At 65.1% G+C, this 18,063-nt stretch carries 14 protein-coding genes; 11 read left to right on the top strand and 3 right to left on the bottom strand.

Annotation, left to right across the window (positions count from 1 at the left end; all coding sequences use genetic code 11):
• The first annotated feature begins 11 nt into the window (after positions 1-11).
• Genes nuoC through nuoN form a run of 11 tightly spaced genes read left to right on the top strand, consistent with a single transcriptional unit; the run spans position 12 to position 13,705 of the window.
• Positions 12-1,772, top strand: a complete 1,761-nt coding sequence (gene nuoC, locus ACFC20_RS02425; protein WP_375191600.1) for an NADH-quinone oxidoreductase subunit C/D — start codon at positions 12-14, stop codon at positions 1,770-1,772.
• On the top strand, positions 1,772-2,299 hold the full coding sequence (gene nuoE, locus ACFC20_RS02420; RefSeq protein WP_375191599.1) for an NADH-quinone oxidoreductase subunit NuoE: 528 nt from the start codon (positions 1,772-1,774) through the stop codon (positions 2,297-2,299). Before nuoC ends, nuoE begins: the two co-directional genes overlap by 1 nt.
• The gene (nuoF, locus tag ACFC20_RS02415) at positions 2,296-3,666 is read left to right on the top strand and encodes an NADH-quinone oxidoreductase subunit NuoF (RefSeq protein WP_375191598.1); all 1,371 of its coding nucleotides are present in this window, start codon (positions 2,296-2,298) and stop codon (positions 3,664-3,666) included. Before nuoE ends, nuoF begins: the two co-directional genes overlap by 4 nt.
• Before the next feature lie 38 nt (positions 3,667-3,704).
• Positions 3,705-6,458: an NADH-quinone oxidoreductase subunit NuoG gene (gene nuoG, locus ACFC20_RS02410; protein ID WP_375183198.1), complete on the top strand. Its 2,754-nt coding sequence runs from the start codon at positions 3,705-3,707 to the stop codon at positions 6,456-6,458.
• Positions 6,455-7,432 carry an NADH-quinone oxidoreductase subunit NuoH gene (gene nuoH, locus ACFC20_RS02405; protein ID WP_375183197.1) on the top strand — a complete coding sequence of 326 codons (978 nt, stop codon included), beginning with the start codon at positions 6,455-6,457 and terminating at the stop codon, positions 7,430-7,432. The genes nuoG and nuoH overlap by 4 nt, the downstream gene beginning before the upstream one ends.
• Before the next feature lie 19 nt (positions 7,433-7,451).
• The gene (nuoI, locus tag ACFC20_RS02400; protein ID WP_375183196.1) at positions 7,452-8,021 is read left to right on the top strand and encodes an NADH-quinone oxidoreductase subunit NuoI; all 570 of its coding nucleotides are present in this window, start codon (positions 7,452-7,454) and stop codon (positions 8,019-8,021) included.
• A gap of 18 nt (positions 8,022-8,039) precedes the next feature.
• Positions 8,040-8,567 (top strand): NADH-quinone oxidoreductase subunit J, encoded by a 528-nt coding sequence (gene nuoJ, locus ACFC20_RS02395; protein WP_375183195.1) that lies wholly within the window; start codon positions 8,040-8,042, stop codon positions 8,565-8,567.
• Complete coding sequence (gene nuoK, locus ACFC20_RS02390) at positions 8,567-8,875, top strand: NADH-quinone oxidoreductase subunit NuoK (RefSeq protein ID WP_375183194.1); 309 nt, start codon at positions 8,567-8,569, stop codon at positions 8,873-8,875. Before nuoJ ends, nuoK begins: the two co-directional genes overlap by 1 nt.
• A complete protein-coding gene (nuoL, locus tag ACFC20_RS02385; RefSeq protein WP_375191597.1) occupies positions 8,872-10,749 on the top strand; it encodes an NADH-quinone oxidoreductase subunit L in 1,878 nt (625 codons plus the stop codon). Before nuoK ends, nuoL begins: the two co-directional genes overlap by 4 nt.
• On the top strand, positions 10,746-12,278 hold the full coding sequence (gene nuoM / locus ACFC20_RS02380) for an NADH-quinone oxidoreductase subunit M (RefSeq protein ID WP_375191596.1): 1,533 nt from the start codon (positions 10,746-10,748) through the stop codon (positions 12,276-12,278). The genes nuoL and nuoM overlap by 4 nt, the downstream gene beginning before the upstream one ends.
• Positions 12,275-13,705 (top strand): NADH-quinone oxidoreductase subunit NuoN, encoded by a 1,431-nt coding sequence (gene nuoN / locus ACFC20_RS02375; protein ID WP_375191635.1) that lies wholly within the window; start codon positions 12,275-12,277, stop codon positions 13,703-13,705. Before nuoM ends, nuoN begins: the two co-directional genes overlap by 4 nt.
• On the opposite strand, the gene ACFC20_RS02370 is transcribed toward nuoN, so the two are convergent.
• From ACFC20_RS02370 to ACFC20_RS02360, 3 genes are all read right to left on the bottom strand, one after another.
• A complete protein-coding gene (locus ACFC20_RS02370; RefSeq protein ID WP_375183264.1) occupies positions 13,702-15,012 on the bottom strand; it encodes an NAD(P)/FAD-dependent oxidoreductase in 1,311 nt (436 codons plus the stop codon). The genes nuoN and ACFC20_RS02370 overlap by 4 nt on opposite strands.
• A gap of 199 nt (positions 15,013-15,211) precedes the next feature.
• Positions 15,212-15,817 (bottom strand): TetR/AcrR family transcriptional regulator, encoded by a 606-nt coding sequence (locus ACFC20_RS02365; protein ID WP_375183265.1) that lies wholly within the window; start codon positions 15,815-15,817, stop codon positions 15,212-15,214.
• Between the two features lie 102 nt (positions 15,818-15,919).
• Positions 15,920-18,040: a 4Fe-4S binding protein gene (locus tag ACFC20_RS02360; RefSeq protein ID WP_375183266.1), complete on the bottom strand. Its 2,121-nt coding sequence runs from the start codon at positions 18,038-18,040 to the stop codon at positions 15,920-15,922.
• Between the last annotated feature and the right edge of the window lie 23 nt (positions 18,041-18,063).

Raw genomic sequence — 18,063 nt, 5'->3', positions numbered from 1 at the left:
AGACCACGAGCATGAGCAGCCGCATGGAAAAGACCGACCAAGACCTGATCAAAGCTCTGCAGCGGGACTTTGGTGAGGCGGTGCGGTGCGAGCAGCCGACCTTCACGGGCATGCCCGTGCTCTGGGTGCAGCGTGAGGCCCTCACCGACCTGCTCGGCTACCTCAAGGGGCTGGCCCCGCCCTACAACCTGCTGTTCGACCTGTCGGCGGTGGACGAGCGTCTGCGGGACCACCGCCGCGGCCTGCCGGCGTCGGATTTCACGGTGTTCTACCAGTTGATGTCCGTTGCCGGTAATCGGGACATCATGCTCAAGGTGGCCCTGACCAGCAACGACCTGAACATGCCCAGCGCCGTCGGCGTGTTCCCCTCGGCCAACTGGTACGAGCGGGAAGTCTGGGACATGTTCGGGATCAGCTTCTCCGGCCACCCGCACCTGGAACGCATCTTGATGCCGCCCACCTGGACCGGCCACCCCCTGCGCAAGGATTACCCGGCCCGGGCCACGGAGTTCGACCCCTATACCCTGACGGTGGAGGGCCAGAATGCCGAGCAGGAAGCCCTGCAGTTCCAGCCGGAGCACTGGGGTATGGCGCGGGAGCGGGACGGAGCCGAGTTCATGTTCCTGAACCTCGGACCCAACCACCCCTCCGCCCACGGCGCTTTTCGCATTGTGCTGCAACTGGACGGCGAGGAAATCGTCGACTGCGTGCCGGACATCGGTTATCACCACCGGGGCGCGGAAAAAATGGCCGAGCGTCAGTCCTGGCACAGCTTTATTCCGTACACCGACCGCATTGACTACACCGGCGGGGTGATGAACAACCTGCCCTACGTGCTGGCGGTGGAGAAGCTCGCCGGCATCGAGGTGCCCGACCGCGTGAAAACCATCCGGGTGATGATGGCCGAGATGTTCCGGATCACCAGTCATCTGCTGTTTCTCGGCACCTACCTCCAGGACCTGGGCGCCATGACGCCGGTGTTCTTCACCTTCAGCGACCGGCAGCGGGGGTACAAGGTGATCGAGGGCATTACCGGCTTTCGCATGCACCCGGCCTGGTACCGCATTGGCGGTGTCATGCAGGACCTGCCTCAGGGCTGGGAGAAACTGGTGCAGGAGTTCCTGGACTGGATGCCGCCCCGACTGCGCGAATACGAGCGGGCGATGATGGAAAATGCCCTGGTGCGTGAGCGCACCCGTCATGTGGCCGCCTTTGACACCGACCAGGCCCTGGCCTGGGGCGTTACCGGCCCCAACCTGCGGGCCACGGGCTGCAACTTCGACCTGCGTAAGCAACGTCCCTATTCCGGTTACGACAACTTCGAGTTCGAGGTGCCCCTTGGCCATAACGGTGACGTCTTTGACCGGGGCCAGGTGCGCATCGAGGAGATGCGCCAGAGCCTGCGGATCATCCAGCAGTGCGTGGACCATATGCCGGCCGGGGAGTTCAAGGCCGACCACCCGTTGACCACCCCGCCGCCCCGGGAGCGCATGCTCAAACACATTGAAACCCTGATCACCCACTTCCTGCAGGTGTCCTGGGGGCCGGTGCTCAAGCCCCAGGAATCGATGCAGATGGTGGAGGCCACCAAGGGCATCAACAGCTATTACCTGACCAGCGACGGCAACACCATGAGTTACCGCACCCGGATACGAACGCCCAGCTTTCCACACCTGCAGCAGATACCCAGCGTGATGCGGGGAGGCTTCGTGCCGGACCTGATCGCGCACCTGGGCAGTATTGATTTTGTCATGGCCGATGTGGACCGCTGATGATGGAACCGACACCGAACCCACAAACCGCAGGCCCGACCACCATCGCCACCGATGGCTTCCGGCTGCACCCGGACGACGAGGCCGCCATGCGTGCGGAGGTGGGCCACTATGAGCAGCCCCAGGCCGCCTGCATCGAGGCCCTGAAAATTGTCCAACGCCGCCACGGGTGGGTACCGGATGAGGCCATCCCGGCCATTGCCCGGGTGCTGGGCGTGGGGCCGGCGAGCGTTGAGGGCGTGGCCACCTTCTACAGCCTGATTTTCCGCCAGCCGGTGGGCCGGCATGTGATTCTGGTGTGCGACAGCAGCTCCTGCTTTCTCACCGGCTTCGATCAGCTGAGGCAGGCGTTGACCACTCAACTCGGCATTGGCCTGGGCGAAACCACGACCGATGGCCGCTTTACCCTGCTGCCCGTGTGCTGCCTCGGCGCCTGTGACGGTGGGCCGGCGATGATGGTGGGCGACGATGTCTACGGGCCGGTGGCTGACGGCGACCTGCCGGGCATCCTGGAGGGCTACCCATGACCGGCCAGCGTCAGTCTCCCGTGTATCGTAGCCGGCTGCAGCAATCGGCTTCGGAACGGGGGCCCGAGACCCATCCGCTGACCTGGCGGCTGCGCGACGACGGCCAGGTGGTGGAGCTTGAGGAGTACCAGGCCAAAGAGGGCTATCGTGCGCTCCGCCGGGTACTGGACGCCGGCGATCCCCGGGCGGTCATAGCCACTCTGAAGGAGGCCAATGTCCGTGGCCGTGGCGGGGCCGGCTTCTCGGCGGGCCTGAAATGGAGCCTGACCATGCAGGGCGATGACATGCCCCGCGGCTTCATCGTCTGCAACGCCGATGAGATGGAACCCGGCACCTTCAAGGATCGCCTGCTCATGGAGCAGCAGCCGCACCTGCTGATCGAGGGCATGGTGCTGGCCGGCTATGCGAACAACGCCCGCTACGGCTACATCTTCCTGCGCGGGGAGTATGTGGAATCGGCCCGGGTGCTGGCGCAGGCCCTGGCCGAGGCCCGGGATGCCGGCTGGCTGGGGCCGGACATTGCCGGGTCCGGCTTTGATTTCGACATTGCCCTGCACACCGGGGCCGGGCGCTACATCTGTGGGGAAGAGACCGCCCTGCTCAATTCCCTGGAAGGCAAGCGCGCCAATCCCCGGGCCAAGCCGCCCTTCCCCGGCCAGTCCGGCGCCTGGGGCAAACCCACCGTGGTGAACAACGTGGAGACCCTGTGCAACGTGCCGGCGGTGATGCTCAGGGGCGCCGACTGGTACCAGCGGTTGTCGGGCGATCGCACCAAAGACGGTGGCACCAAACTTTACGGCGCGTCCGGGCTGATCAACCAGCCGGGGTTGTGGGAGCTGCCCATGGGGGTCACCGGCCGGGAAATTCTCGAGCGCGCTGGCGGGCTGCGAGATGGCCGGGCGCTCAAGGCCTGGCTGCCCGGCGGCGCCAGCACCGGCTTTCTGTTGCCGGAGCATCTGGACCTGCCGCTGGATTTCGACACCGTGGGCAAGGAGGGCAGCCGCCTGGGCACCGGCCTGATCACGGTGGTGACCGAGGACCAGAGCATGGTGTCGCTGATGCGCAACCTCGAGGAGTTCTTCGCCCGGGAATCCTGCGGCTGGTGCACGCCGTGCCGGGATGGGCTGCCCTGGACGGTGAAGCTGTTGCGGGCGCTGGAACAGGGCGAGGGGGAAGTCGGTGATATCGAACTGCTGGACAAGCTGGCCGCCGACTGCGGCCCTGGCCTGACCTTCTGCGCCCACGCCCCGGGCGCGGCCATGCCCCTGCAGACCGCGCTGCGTCACTTCCGGCACGAATTCGAGCAGGGCGTGCGCCACGCCACGGGCAAGGCCCACGCCGACGCGATACCGGCGGGGGATCTATGAACCAACCATTCACTGGCGACGGGGAGTAATCGGGCACCATGGCAACCATTCACGTGGACGGCCAGAGCTACGAGGTGGACGGGGCAGACAATCTGCTCCAGGCCTGCCTGTCCCTGGGTCTGGACATTCCCTACTTCTGCTGGCACCCGGCCATGGGCAGCGTGGGCGCCTGCCGCCAGTGTGCGGTGCGCCAGTACAAGAACCGCGACGATGACCGGGGCATGCTGGTGATGTCCTGCATGACACCGGCGGCGGACGGCACCCGCATCGACATCGAGGACGAGGAGGCCCGCGCCTTCCGTGCCAGCGTGGTGGAGTGGCTGATGATCAACCACCCCCACGACTGCCCGGTGTGCGAGGAGGGTGGCCACTGCCACCTGCAGGACATGACGGTGATGACCGGCCACGACCGCCGTCGATACCGGTTCCGCAAACGCACCCGCCGCAATCAGTACCTGGGCCCGTTCATCGCCCACGAGATGAACCGCTGCATCACCTGTTACCGCTGCGTGCGCTTCTACAACGACTACGCCGGTGGCACCGATCTGGGCGCCTTTGGCGCCAAGGACAACATCTACTTTGGCCGCCATCAGGAGGGCACCCTGGAAAGCCGGTTTGCCGGTAACCTCACCGAAGTCTGCCCGACCGGCGTGTTCACCGACCAGAGCCACTCCGAGCAGTACACCCGCAAGTGGGACCTGCAGTTTGCGCCCAGCATCTGCCACCAGTGCGCCATGGGCTGCAACATCAGCCCGGGCGAGCGCTACGGCGATATCCGGCGCATCGAAAACCGCTACCACGGCGAGGTCAACGGCTTCTTCCTGTGCGACCTGGGCCGGTTCGGCTACGGCTACGTGAACCGGACGGACCGGCCGCGTATGCCCGAGTTTCTCCCGGGGCCGGAACAGGATCGGGAGCCGCTGGAAACCGATGCCGCCCTGGCCCGCATTGCCGAGGCCCTGCGCCACGCCGGGCGGATTATTGGCATTGGCTCGCCCCGGGCCAGCCTGGAGAGCAATCATCAGCTTCGGGAGCTGGTGGGTGCAGCCAACTTTTCCACCGGTATCCACGCGCGCGAGCAGACCTGCCTGGCGCTGATGCAGGACCTCGGTCGCAGCTGCGGGTTGCCCGCGCCAACCCTGCGGGAGGTGGAGGACCACGACGCCGTGCTGCTTCTGGGGGAAGACCCCATGGAAAGCACGGCCCGGCTGGGACTGGCCATTCGCCAGGCCATTACCACGCCGCCCGCGGAACAGGCAGCCCGGGTAGGCATACCCCGGTGGAATGCTGATGCGCTCAAGACCCTGGCCCAGGACCACCGCCAGCCGCTGTACATTGCCTACCCGGCGGCGACGGAGCTGGATGGCATCGCCCGGGAACGACTGGCGCTGGCGCCCGAAGACATTGCCCGCCTTGGCTACGCGGTGGCCCACATAATCGATCCATCGGCACCTTCGGTGCCCGACCTGGATTCGTCTCTGCAAAGCCGGGCGCAGGCCATTGCCGGTGATCTGATGGCGGCGGAAAAGCCTCTGGTGGTCAGCGGCGGTACCCTGGCACACCCGGCCATCATCCGGGCCGCCGGCAACATTGCCCGGGCACTGGCCCGCCGCGCCAGCCGGGGCGGGCTGATGTTCGTGCGCCGGGAAGCCAACAGCACGGGCCTGTCGCTGCTTGGCGGACAGCCTCTGGAGTGGGCCCTGGAACAGCTCGAGAGTGGGCACGCCGATGCCGCGGTGATCCTCGAGAACGATCTCTACCAGCGGCTGCCGGCGGCGCAGATCGACCCGGCCCTGAACAACGTCCGGACGCTGGTGGTGCTGGACCACCAGCGCACCCCGACACTCGAGCGGGCGACCTACTCCCTGCCGGCGGCCAGCTTCGCCGAGGGCGACGGCACCGTGGTCAGCCTGGAAGGCCGGGCCCAGCGTTTCTTCCAGGTGTTTGAGCCGGGCTATCTTCGCCCGGAGGCCCGCATTCACGAAAGCTGGCGCTGGCTCCACGGGCTGGCGGCGAAAGTGCAGGGCCATCCCCCGCAGGACATTACCCTGGATCAGGTCACCCGGGCCTGCAGCAGGGCCTGTCCGGACCTTGAGCTGATGACCGCTGCTGCACCCGATGCCGGTTTCCGGATCGAGGGCCTGCGTCTGGCCCGGGAGCCCCACCGGTACAGTGGCCGCACCTCCATGCGGGCCAATCGCAGCGTCAGTGAGCCCCGGGTGCCACAGGATCCGGATACCGCCTTTGCCTACTCCATGGAGGGTTACAGCGGTTACCGGCACCCGCACCAGCAGGTGCCTTTTGCCTGGGCGCCGGGCTGGAACTCGCCCCAGGCCTGGAACAAGTTCACCGATGAGGTGGGTGGCCATCTGCGCGGCGGCGACCCGGGTATCCGTCTCGCCGGCCCCGTGCCGGGCCGATACCACTACGATCGTGACATTCCCGACGCCTGGCAGCCGACCGGTGACAGGCAGCGGGCCCTGGTGTTGCCGCGGTTGTTCGGCGGCGAGGAAACCTCGGCACTGGCCGGGCCCATCCAGCAGCGGATGGACCAACCGACGCTGGTGCTGAGCGAGGCCGATGCCACCTCCCTGGGCGCCGAACTGGGCGGGCTGGTGACAGTGTCTGGCGAACACAGCTGTGTGACCCTGCCGGTACGGGTGCAGGCGGACTGGCCCCGGGGACTGGTGGGGCTGCCGGCCGGCAGCGTGCCCTGGGGAATGGGGGGCGATGTCACACTGACCGCGGGCCCGGGCTCTACGCCGGGCGCCCATTGTGAGGTGCGGCCATGAGCTGGCTGACTCCGGAGTGGCAGGCCATTCTCTGGGCCATGTTCCAGGCCCTGGTGATCCTGTTGGGCGCGGTTCTGCTGGGCGCCGCCCTGACCATCGTCGAGCGGCGCCTGCTGGGGCTCTGGCAGGACCGCTACGGCCCCAACCGGGTCGGCCCGTTCGGCCTGCTGCAGCTGGTGGCGGACATGATCAAGATCTTCTTCAAGGAAGACTGGATTCCCCCCTTCGCCGATCGCCCCCTGTTCCTGCTGGCGCCGGTGATTGCCTTCGCCTCCCTGCTGCTGTCGTTCATCGTGATTCCGATCACGCCCGGCTGGGGCATTGCGGACCTGCACATCGGGCTGCTGTTCTTTCTGGCCATGGCCGGCATCAACGTGTACGCGGTGCTGCTTGGCGGGTGGGCCAGCGGCAACAAGTACGCCCTGCTTGGCGCCATGCGCTCATCTGCCCAGACCCTCTCCTACGAGGTGTTCATGGGGCTGTCGCTGATGGGCGTGGTGGCCCTCGCCGGCTCCTTCAACCTGCGGGAGATAGTCGCGGCCCAGGAAGGTTTGTGGTTTGTGGTGCCGCAGTTCTTCGGTTTCTGCACCTTCCTGATTGCCGGCATTGCGGTGACCCATCGCCATCCGTTCGACCAGCCGGAGGCGGAGCAGGAGCTGGCGGACGGTTACCACATTGAATACTCGGGCATGAAGTTCGGGCTGTTTTTCATTGGCGAGTACGTGGGCATGGTGCTGGTTTCGGCGCTGATCGTGACCCTGTTCTTCGGCGGCTGGCAGGGCCCCTGGCTGCCGCCGGTGCTCTGGTTTGCCCTCAAGACCGGCGCCTTCCTGGTGTTGTTCATCCTGCTTCGGGCCTCGTTGCCCAGGCCCCGCTACGACCGGGTGATGAGCTTCGGCTGGAAGGTCTGCCTGCCACTGACTCTGATCAATCTTCTGGCCACCGGCGCGGTGATGCTGCTGGTTGGCCCCTGACGCCTGGGAGGACCCGGATATGGAACGAGACAAGGTCCCTTTCATCAGATCCGTGCTCTGGCTGGTGCCGGCCACCTGGAGCCAGCTGCGTACCCTGGGCATGGTGTTCATGCACAGCTTTCGCAAGCGGGAAACCGTGAACTACCCGGACCAACCCGTCGACCTGCCGCCCCGATACCGGGGCCGGATCGTGTTAACCCGGGATCCGGACGGCGAGGAGCGCTGCGTGGCCTGCAACCTGTGCGCGGTGGCCTGCCCGGTGGACTGCATTTCCCTGCAGAAGGGTGAGCAGGAGGACGGCCGCTGGTACCCGGAGTTCTTCCGGATCAACTTCTCCCGGTGCATCTTCTGCGGCATGTGCGAGGAGGCCTGCCCGACCTCGGCCATCCAGCTGACGCCGGATTTCGAGATGGGTGAGTACGATCGGCAGCAGCTGGTGTACGAAAAAGCGGACCTGTTGATCAACGGGCCCGGCAAGGATCACGACTACCACTTTTACAAGGTGGCCGGCATGGCCATCGGCGGCAAGGACAAGGGCCAGGCCCTCAACGAGGAGGAACCGGTGGATGTCCGCTCCCTGTTGCCCTAGAACCGGAGGATGAGCCCCATGGAACTGGCCTTTTATCTCAGTGGCCTGGTGGCGGTGCTGGCCACCCTGGGTGTGATCACCGGCAGGAATCCGGTGCATGCCGTGGTGTACCTGATTGTCTCGCTGATTTCGGTGGCGCTGGTGTTCTTTGCCCTGGGCGCCCCGTTTGCCGGCGCCCTCGAAATCATCGTCTACGCCGGCGCCATCATGGTGCTGTTCGTGTTCGTGGTGATGATGCTCAACCTGGGCCCGGACCAGGACGACGACACCGACGCCTGGCGCCACCCCCGACACTGGCTGGGTCCGTCTGTGCTCGCGGCGGTGCTGCTGGCGGTCCTCGGTTACCTGATTGCCGGCGGCGACATGGCCCGGGCCATTGACGGCGAACTGCTGACCGCACAGGCGGTCGGGCTCACCCTGTTCGGGCCCTGGCTGATGGTGGTGGAGCTGGCCGGCCTGCTGTTGCTGGGGGCGCTGGTGGCCGCCTCGCACGTGGGGCGCCGGTCCAACCCGCTGCGCCAGCAGCGACCGGGGAGGGCACCGTAATGGCAGGTATTCCCATGGAACACGGCCTGATTCTGGCGGCCATTCTGTTTGTGCTGGGCCTGGTGGGCCTGATGCTGCGCCGTAACATGCTGTTTGTCCTGATGAGCCTGGAGGTGATGCTGAACGCCGCCGCGCTGGCCTTCGTGGTGGGCGCCACTGCCTGGAATCAGCCGGACGGCCAGGCCATGTTCCTGCTGGTGATCACCCTGGCCGCCGCAGAAGCCGCCGTGGGGCTGGCACTGATGATCCAGCTGTTCCAGCGCTTCAAGTCCCTGAACCTCGATCTGGCAAGCAGGATGCGCGGATGATGGAGCTGGCGGTCACCCTGTCGTTTGTTCTGCCCCTGATGGGCACGTTGATACTCGCGCTCTCCGGCGGTCGCCTCGGGGTGCGGTTTGGTGCGTTTGTTGGTGTGGCCAGCATCGGCCTCGCCGCCCTGGCTACGGCCTGGGCCATTGCGCTCTACGACGGCCCGGTCGGGTTCACGCTCTGGAGCTGGATCCAGGTGGGCAGCTTCCAGCCCACCATTGGCCTGGCGGTGGATGGCCTGGCCCTGGTGATGATGGCGGTGATTACCGGCGTCGGGTTCTTCATCCATCTGTTCGCCGCCTGGTACATGGCCGGTGAAGCCGGAGTGACCCGCTTCTACGCCTGGATGAACCTGTTCGTGTTCAGCATGCTGATGCTGGTGCTCGGGGACAACCTCCTGCTGCTGTTCCTGGGCTGGGAAGGCGTTGGCCTGTGCAGCTATCTGCTGATTGGCTACTACTACCAGGACAGCGCCAATGGCCGGGCCGCCTTCAAGGCGTTTGTGGTTACCCGGATTGGCGATGTGTTCCTCGCCCTGGGCCTGTTCCTGATCTTCCGGGACCTGGGGACCCTGGATATCCAGCAGGTAATGGCGCGGGCGTCGGAGGTCTGGTCGGTGGGGGATCCCACCGCCAGCCTGGTGGCGCTCCTGGTGCTGGGCGGCGCCCTGGGCAAATCCGCCCAGGTGCCGCTGCACACCTGGCTGCCGGACGCCATGGCCGGGCCTACCCCGGTCTCCGCGCTGATCCACGCCGCCACCATGGTCACCGCCGGGGTGTACCTGATTGCCCGGCTCAACGGCGTGTTCCTGATGGCGCCGGATGTGCTCTGGCTTGTGGGCGTTATCGGAGCGGTGTCGCTGCTACTGGCGGCGTTCGCGGCCCTGGCCCAGACCGACATCAAACGGGTGCTGGCCTACTCCACCATGAGCCAGATCGGCTACATGTTCCTGGCCCTGGGCGTGGGTGCCTTCGACGCCGCCGTCTTCCACCTGGTGACCCACGCCTTTTTCAAGGCGCTGCTGTTCCTCTCTGCCGGGGCGGTGATCACCAGTTGCCATCACGAGCAGGACATGACGAGACTGGGCGGCCTGAGGAAGCGTTTGCCGGTGGCCTACGCCGGGTTCCTGGTGGGCGGGTCGGCGCTGGTGGCGCTGCCGCTGGTGACCGCAGGCTTCTACAGCAAGGATGAAATTCTCTGGCAGGCCATGGCGGCAGACCAGAACGGACTGCTGTTCGCCGGCCTGCTCGGTGCCCTGCTGACCTGCCTGTACACGGTGCGGCTGGTTCTGGGCACTTTCCACGGGGCCAGCCGCAGCGACAAGGCCCGCCATGCCGAGCCGGGTACCGCCTGGCTTACTCACCACCTGCCATTGGCAATACTGGCAGTGCTGTCCACGGTGGTCGGCACCTGGCTGTACCCCCACCTGGGCGACCTGTTCCCGGTGGCTCCGGGCGAACGGACCGAGACTGGCCACACGCTGCTGCAATTGCTGGCCATCGGTACGGTCGTTGCCGGCCTGGCGCTGGCGCTCTGGCTGTTCCTGAAGCGGGCGGACTGGTTGCGCCAACAGACCGCCCGGGGCGTGGGCGCTTTCCTGTGGACGCTCTGGCACCAGGCCTGGGGTTTTGATGCGTTCTATGACCGGGTGCTGGTCCAGCCCTGGCAACTGCTGGTCAGGCTGTTGCGCTACGATCTGATCAACCTCACTATCAACCTGGTGGCAGTGCTCGCCCGTCTGTTCAACGGCGCCCTGGTGCGCGCCCAGACCGGGCGGGTGCGAGGCTACGCTACCGCCATGATTCTGGGCGCAACGGTGATTCTGCTGGCGCTGGCGATGGTGCAGGGAATAGTGCCGGGAGGTGCCCCATGATCTTGGTGTGGCTGATCGTGATTCCGTTCCTGGGCGGCCTGCTGTGCTGGCACGCCGATCGCTGGGGTGAGCAGGCGCCGCGCTGGATTGCCCTGGCCACGATGCTGTTTGTGCTGCTGATCAGCCTCTGGTTGTGGGTGGCCGGCGACTTTGTGCTGGACGGCCCCGGCCACGCCTCCTGGCTGATCGAATGGCGGGCGGACTGGATCCCCCGTTTCGGCATAGAGATTCACCTGGCCATGGACGGCCTGTCCCTCATCCTGGTGGCCCTGACCGGGTTTCTGGGCGCGCTCGCCGTGCTCTGTTCCTGGCATGAAATCGGCCACCGCATCGGCTTCTTCCACCTGAACCTGCTGTGGATTCTCGGCGGCGTGGTGGGCGTGTTCCTGGCCCTGGACCTGTTCCTGTTTTTCCTGTTCTGGGAAATGATGCTGGTGCCCATGTATTTCCTGATCGCGCTCTGGGGCCACAGCGGGTCCGCCGGCCAGACCCGTATCCGGGCCGCCACCCGGTTCTTCATCTACACCCAGGCCAGCGGCCTGCTGATGCTGGTGGCCATTCTGGCGCTGGTGTTCATCCATTTCGACAACACCGGCCAGCTGTCGTTCAGCTACGAGGTGCTGTTGACCACCGAGGTGCCGGAGGCGCTGGCCCCCTGGCTGATGCTCGGCTTCTTCGTGGCGTTTGCCGTCAAGCTGCCGGTGGTGCCGCTCCACGGCTGGCTGCCGGATGCCCACGCCCAGGCGCCGACTGCCGGTAGTGTCGACCTGGCCGGTATCCTGCTGAAAACCGCCGCCTACGGCATGCTGCGTTTTGCGCTGCCGCTGTTCCCGGCCGAGTCGGCGGCCTTCGCACCGGTGGCGATGACCCTGGGCCTGGTGGGCATTGTCTACGGCGCCGTGGTGGCCTGCGGCCAGCAGGACATCAAGCGGCTGATCGCCTACACCAGCATTTCCCACATGGGCTTTGTGCTCATCGCCATCTACTCCGGCTCCCAGCTGGCCATCCAGGGGGCAGTGGTGCTGATGGTCGCGCATGCGTTTTCCTCGGCCGGCCTGTTTATCCTCAGCGGCCAGCTGTACGAGCGTATCCACACCCGGGACATGCGCATCATGGGTGGCCTCTGGGGGCGCATACCGGTGCTGCCCGGGTTCACTCTATGCTTTGTGGCGGCCTCGCTGGGCATGCCGGCTACCGCCAATTTTGTCGGCGAGTTCATGATCCTGTTCGGTACCTTTCCGACGGCACCGGTGGTGGTGGTGATTGCCAGTACCGGTCTGGTGCTGGCCGCCATTTATTCCCTGATTCTCATGCAACGGGTGCATTTCGGCCCGGTGTATCGCACCGGTGCCTTGCACGGACCCACCCCGCGGGAGTATCTGATGATGCTGAGCCTGGTGGCCCTGGTGATTCTGGTGGGCCTGTACCCTCAGCCGGTACTGGACACCACGGAGAGTCTTGCCCATGCGGTCGCTGCCCTGTTCGCCGGCGGTGACGGGCTCTCGGCGGCGCTCGGGGAGGTGTACTGATGCTGACCGCTGCCCACCTGCTCACCCTGATGCCCCTGATCATCGTGGGCGCCACGGCGGTGGTCGCCATGCTGGCCATTGCCTGGCAGCGACGCCACGGACTCACTGCCGTGCTGTCCGGGGCCGGTCTGCTGCTGGCCCTGGTGGTGCTGCCCCTGGTGCCCCGGGGGGCGCCGCCGCTGATGGCGGTGGACGGACTGGCCCTGATGGCCGGCACCCTGGTGCTGGTGTCGGCGCTGGTCACGGTGATCCTCAGCCACCATTACCTGACCGGCTACATCGGCCCCAAGGAAGAATTCTATCTGCTGCTGCTGTGCGCCACCGCCGGTGCCCTGGGGCTGGTGGCGAGCGACCACCTGGCCATGCTGTTCATCAGCCTGGAGCTGCTGTCCATGCCCCTGTACGGCATGCTGGCCTACAGTTTCCGGGCGGAAAAATCCCTGGAGGCGGGCATCAAGTATCTGGTGCTGTCGGCTGCGGCGACCGCCTTCCTGCTGTTCGGCATGGCGCTGATCTACGCGCGCACCGGCTTTCTCGATCTGAACGGCGTGGCAACCGCACTGACAGGCAATGCGGATATCTGGATGCTGGCTGGGGCGGCGCTGATGCTGGTGGGCCTGGGGTTCAAGCTGTCGGTGGTGCCTTTTCATTTATGGACGCCGGACGTCTACCAGGGCGGGCCGGCGCCGGCCACCATCTTCCTGGCCACGGTCAGCAAGCTGGCGGTCTTTGTGGTGTTGTTGCGTCTGGTGCTGGCAGCACCGGTGTTCCACAGTGAGTGGTTACAGACCCTGATCACCGCCCTGGCCGTGCTGACCATGCTGGGCGGCAACCTGCTTGCGCTGTTCCAGGCCAACCTCAAGCGGCTGCTGGGGTATTCCTCCATTGCCCATTTCGGCTACCTGCTGGTGGCCATCGTTGCAGGCAATGCCCTGGCTACGGAAACTACCGGCGTCTACCTGGTCACTTACCTGGTCACCACCCTGACCGCCTTCGGTGTGGTAACCCTCCTGTCCAGCCCGTTTGGTGGCGAGGACGCCGATGGCCTGCCGGTTTACCGGGGCCTGTTCTGGCGCCGGCCCTACCTGGCGGCGGTAATGACGGTAAGCTTCCTGTCGCTGGCGGGCATTCCACTGACGGCCGGGTTCATCGGCAAGTTCTATGTGATTGCCCTGGGCGTGGCCGAGAGCCGTTGGTGGCTGGTTGGCGGCATCGTGGCCGGCAGCGCTATTGGTCTGTACTACTACCTGCGGGTGATGGTGACCCTGTACCTGCCCGAGCCCGGCATGCGCCGGCGGGATGTCAGCAACGACTGGGGCAGCCGCCTGGGCGGCATCACCCTGATGGCGCTGGCGGTGACCATCCTGGTGCTGGGGATTTACCCCGCGCCGATGATCGACTGGGTACAGGGGCTGAGTATCGGTTAGTGGAGCTTCAATCTTGGATGCATGGCCCGGCTGATGCGGTCCATCAGCCAGATCACGCCGGTGCGCACAGGGCCGTGCAGGGCCACCTGGTGCATGCGGTACAGGGACAGGTAGAACATGCGCGCCACCTTGCCCTCGATGTACATGCTGCGCCCGGAGAGATTGCCCATCAGGTTGCCGACGGTGGTATAGCGGCTGAAGTTGATGAGCGAGCCGTGGTCGTTGTAGACGAACGGCACCGCCTCATCACCCTCCAGACGGTTGCACAGGGTCTTGAACAGGGTGTCGGCCTGCTGGTGGGCAGCCTGGGCCCGGGGTGGCACCGGCCGCTCGGAATCCGGCTGGGGACAGGCGGCGCAGTCGCCGAAGGCGAACACGTCGACATCCTGGGTGGTCTGGAGGGTCTGTTCCACCACCAGCTGGTTGCCGCGATTCACTTCCAGCCCGTCCAGCTCCGCCAGGAACCCGGGCGCCTTGATGCCCGCCGCCCAGATGGTCATCTCCGAGGGCAGCTCGGTGCCGTCTTTCATCACCACGGAATCGGATCGTACCTCGCTCACCGGCTGGCCGGTGAGCACCTTGACCCGCTGATGCTCCAGCTCCCGGGTGGCGGCCGCCGATATCCGGCCGGGCAGCGCCGGCAGGATGCGGTCGGCGGCTTCGATCACGGTAATGGACACATCCGAGGGCTGCAGGTGATTCATGCCGTACACCGGCAGCTCCCGGGACGCCAGGCGCAGCTCGGCGGCCAGCTCCACCCCGGTGGCGCCGGCACCAATGATGCTGATGTTCAGGGTGTGCTCGGAGCCCTGGAAGGCCTCGTGGTTCTTGCGCAGGAACGCATTGAGCAGCAGGTTGTGGAACCGCCGGGCCTGCTTGAGGCTGTCCAGGAACAGGCAGTGGTCCTGGGCGCCGGGCGTGCCGAAGTCGTTGGCGGTGCTGCCCACGGCAATCACCAGGGTGTCGTAGGGTATCTGGCGCTCGGGGACCACCTCGGTGCCGTCGATGTCGTGGAACGGGGCAATCACCACCTGTTTGTTCCGGCGATCCAGGCCACTCATGCGTCCCAGCTGAAACTCGTAGTGGTGCTTGCGGGCGTGGGCGCGGTAGTTGATTTCGTTGGCGCTGGCATCCAGCGAGCCGGAGGCAACTTCGTGTAGCAGGGGTTTCCAGACATGGGTCAGGCCGGCGTCCACCAGGGTGATTCGCGCCTTGCGTTTCTTGCCCAGTTTGTTGCCCAGCCGGGTAACCAGTTCCAGTCCGCCGGCGCCACCGCCGACCACGACAATGTGATGAAGGTTTTCCATGACGATCAGACCTGTAAGTGAAGAGAGCCAAGCGCACTTCGGGCAAGAACGCTTGGCTGTCCTCACTGGAACACAGACGTGCAGCCTGGGCTGGCTCGACTGTCTGGGTGGGGTCCGGAACGGGCGCCAATGGTAACGCGGTGGTGCCGGCAGGCACAATTCTACCGAAGTGGCGATTTTGTGCTCGCCGGAAGCAACGCTAGTGCTGGCTGCGGTAACCGTCCAGAAGGCTGGCCATGTCGTTGCCCAGGTCCTGCAGCGTCCTCGGCCCGGGATTGCGCTCGGCCATGGCCCGAAGTCCCATGATCTGGGCCTGCAGCAGGCGCGCCAGACGGCCACTGTCGGCGGAGGCCTTAAGCTCACCCCGCGCCTTTGCACGGTCCAGCAGTTCCTCGAAGGAGTGTTCGATGGCGGACAGGATGCCGTTAGCTTGATCCGCCAGGGCCGGGTTGGTGTTGCTGGCTTCGAGCAGGGTTTTCACGATCATGCAGGCGCGGGACGGGGGCGCATCGTCCTGGCCGCAGCCGACTGCAATGGCCCGCAGATAGGCCTGCAGGCCCTCGATCACAGAATCAAACCGGTTCATGTGCGCCGCCAGTTCACGGCCGCCCTGCTCGGCATAGCTGGCAAGCGCCTCGGAGAACAGGCCGTCCTTGCTGCCGAAGGTGGCGTAGATGCTGCCAGGGCGCATATCCAGAGTCTGCTCGATCTGTTTCATGGAGCTGCCGTGATAGCCCTTCTCCCAGAACAGGCCAACGGCCTTTTCCAGGGCGATTTTTCGGTCGTAGCGTGGGTGTCTGGCCATAATTCACTTTACCCGCTTCCGGATCTGAGCGATCATTCAATTTTAACTTGAACGAACACTCAATAATAGCGGTGAGTCAATTTGAGCCCGCTAGAGGGCAGATCAGGAAGATACTGCTGCGGCATCGGTGGCCAGGATGACGGGCTGCTTTGCCCGCTGTTTGTTGCGCAGGCGTTTGTCCACACACTGGTCCTCGTCCTTGAGAATCACCACGCATTCCAGACACTGGATGCATTCGTCGTAGTCGATGCGACCGTCCTTGCGAATGGCGTTGATGCCGCATTCGTTCTTGCAGTGCTGGCAGGGGTTGCCGCAAAGCTCCACCCTGTCGAGCCAGCTGAACAGGCGGAGGCGGCCGAGCACCGCCAGGCCGGCGCCTAGCGGGCACAGGTAGCGGCAGTAAAACTTGTGGATGAACATGCCAATCAGCAACAGGCCCACGGCGTAGAGCACGAATGGCCAGGAACGCACGAAGAACAGGGTAATACTGGTCTTGAACGGCTCCACTTCCGCAAGCTTTTCGGCGATGGTCAGCGAGTAGAAAGCGGTGCCCACCAGGCCGATCAGTATCGGATATTTCAGGAAGATCAGGCGCCTGTGCCAGTGTTCCGGCACCTTGATTTGCCGGACCTTCAGTTTTTCGCCAAGCCAGGCGGCCATTTCCTGCAGGGCGCCGAACGGGCAGAGCCAGCCGCAAAACAGGCCCCGGCCCCAGATGAACAGGGTGATAAAGGTGTAGGTCCAGAGGATGAAGATGACTGGATCGAGCAGGAAGACATCCAGTGAGAAGCCGTCCCAGATGGCCAGGAACAGGGTGTAAATGTTCACCACCGACAACTGGCCCTGGGCATAGAAACCGATGAAAAACAGGGTGAACAGCAGGAACCCCCAGCGGAAGCGGTGTACCAGTTTCGGGTTCTGGCTCAGGGACTTCTGTTTGGCGAAGAAGACGGTCAGTACGGTCAGGCCTGCGATGAGCAGTGAAATCTGCCACCAGCGCTCCTGCCAGAGGCCAACCCAGACCGGTTGCCGGGACGCTCCCGGATCCGGCGCCTGCTCAACGGCCTCAAACAGGTCGCTGTTGAATTGCACCGGGAAATCCAGGGTGGCCCGGTCGACCACGAGGTGGTTGCGGGCGAGCTCCACGTTGAGCTTCAGGGTAGCCTCGGCGCCCGGGTTGAAGCCAGCGTTGCCGCCTACTCGAAACAGGTGGCTTGCTTCAAACGAGGGCACGCCCTCGGCGCGAAAATCCAGGTTCTGATCCAGCAGGTTCAGGTCCCGCATCTCCACCGCCAGATTGTTCTGGGTCAGGCCGACCCGGTCCGGGGCGCTGCCGGGAACAAAGTCGTCGGAAACATGGAGGAACGCCCCCCGGGACACCAGTACCAGCACCTGGGCGTTGTCGTCGAGTCGCTGCATCAGGCGCGCGTAGCCTTCATCGCCGAACAGGTTGCGCCCGACCATGGGTGAATTGATATAGCCGAAGAACAGCTCGGCGAAGGGCTCGCCGGGCGACGGCTCCACGCTTTGCGGGTAGTCAGCCAGCGGCCGGCCCAGCGCCGATTCGACGGTATCGGCGGCAATCCGCCAGTGCCCGATATAACCGCGATCCACCAGCTGCTGCCAGGATAGCGGCTGGTAGAAATCCGGTTTGGCCCGGGTAGGTGCGCTCTGGGCGAACCCCTCGAGCTTTGTGCGGGCGACTTTCAGGGCTGAAGACAGCACAGTGTCGTTGATGATCAGTACCGAGACCGTGGCCTTGCTGACGCCGTCGAAGTGCACCACGTTACCGTCGGCACTGCGGCCGCTGCGGCTGGAGTTGGAGGTACTGACAATGATCTGCTCTCTCAGGGAGTGGCCTTCGTATTGATCCACGAAGGCAAACAGCGGTTCTTCGCCAAGACCGTGGAGAAACACCGGTTCGTGATGGTTCAGTACCCTCACCCCGGTAAAGCGTCCCCGGGTATCCAGGCCGATCAGCAGGCTTATTGGCTTGCCGGCGAAGCCCTGGAGTCGGCTGTGGTCGATGCTTTCGTAGGCATAGCCGATCAGCTCCTGGAGCTGGTAAACGGGGTAAACGGGATAATCCGGCAGCTTGTCTTCAATGACGGTTGCCGACGGAAACAGCTCCTGGATCAGCGCCCGCCGGCTGTCTGACAGCTCGGCCTGGACCGGAGGCAATACCAACAGATAGGCAACAAGGAGCACGAGGCGCCCTGGCATGAGGGACTCCTGTGGTTCTTTTT

This window comes from Marinobacter sp. (assembly GCF_041984545.1).
Classification (GTDB): domain Bacteria; phylum Pseudomonadota; class Gammaproteobacteria; order Pseudomonadales; family Oleiphilaceae; genus Marinobacter.
Note: the sequence above shows the minus strand (reverse complement) of the source record. Positions and strands in the feature narration are given on the sequence as shown.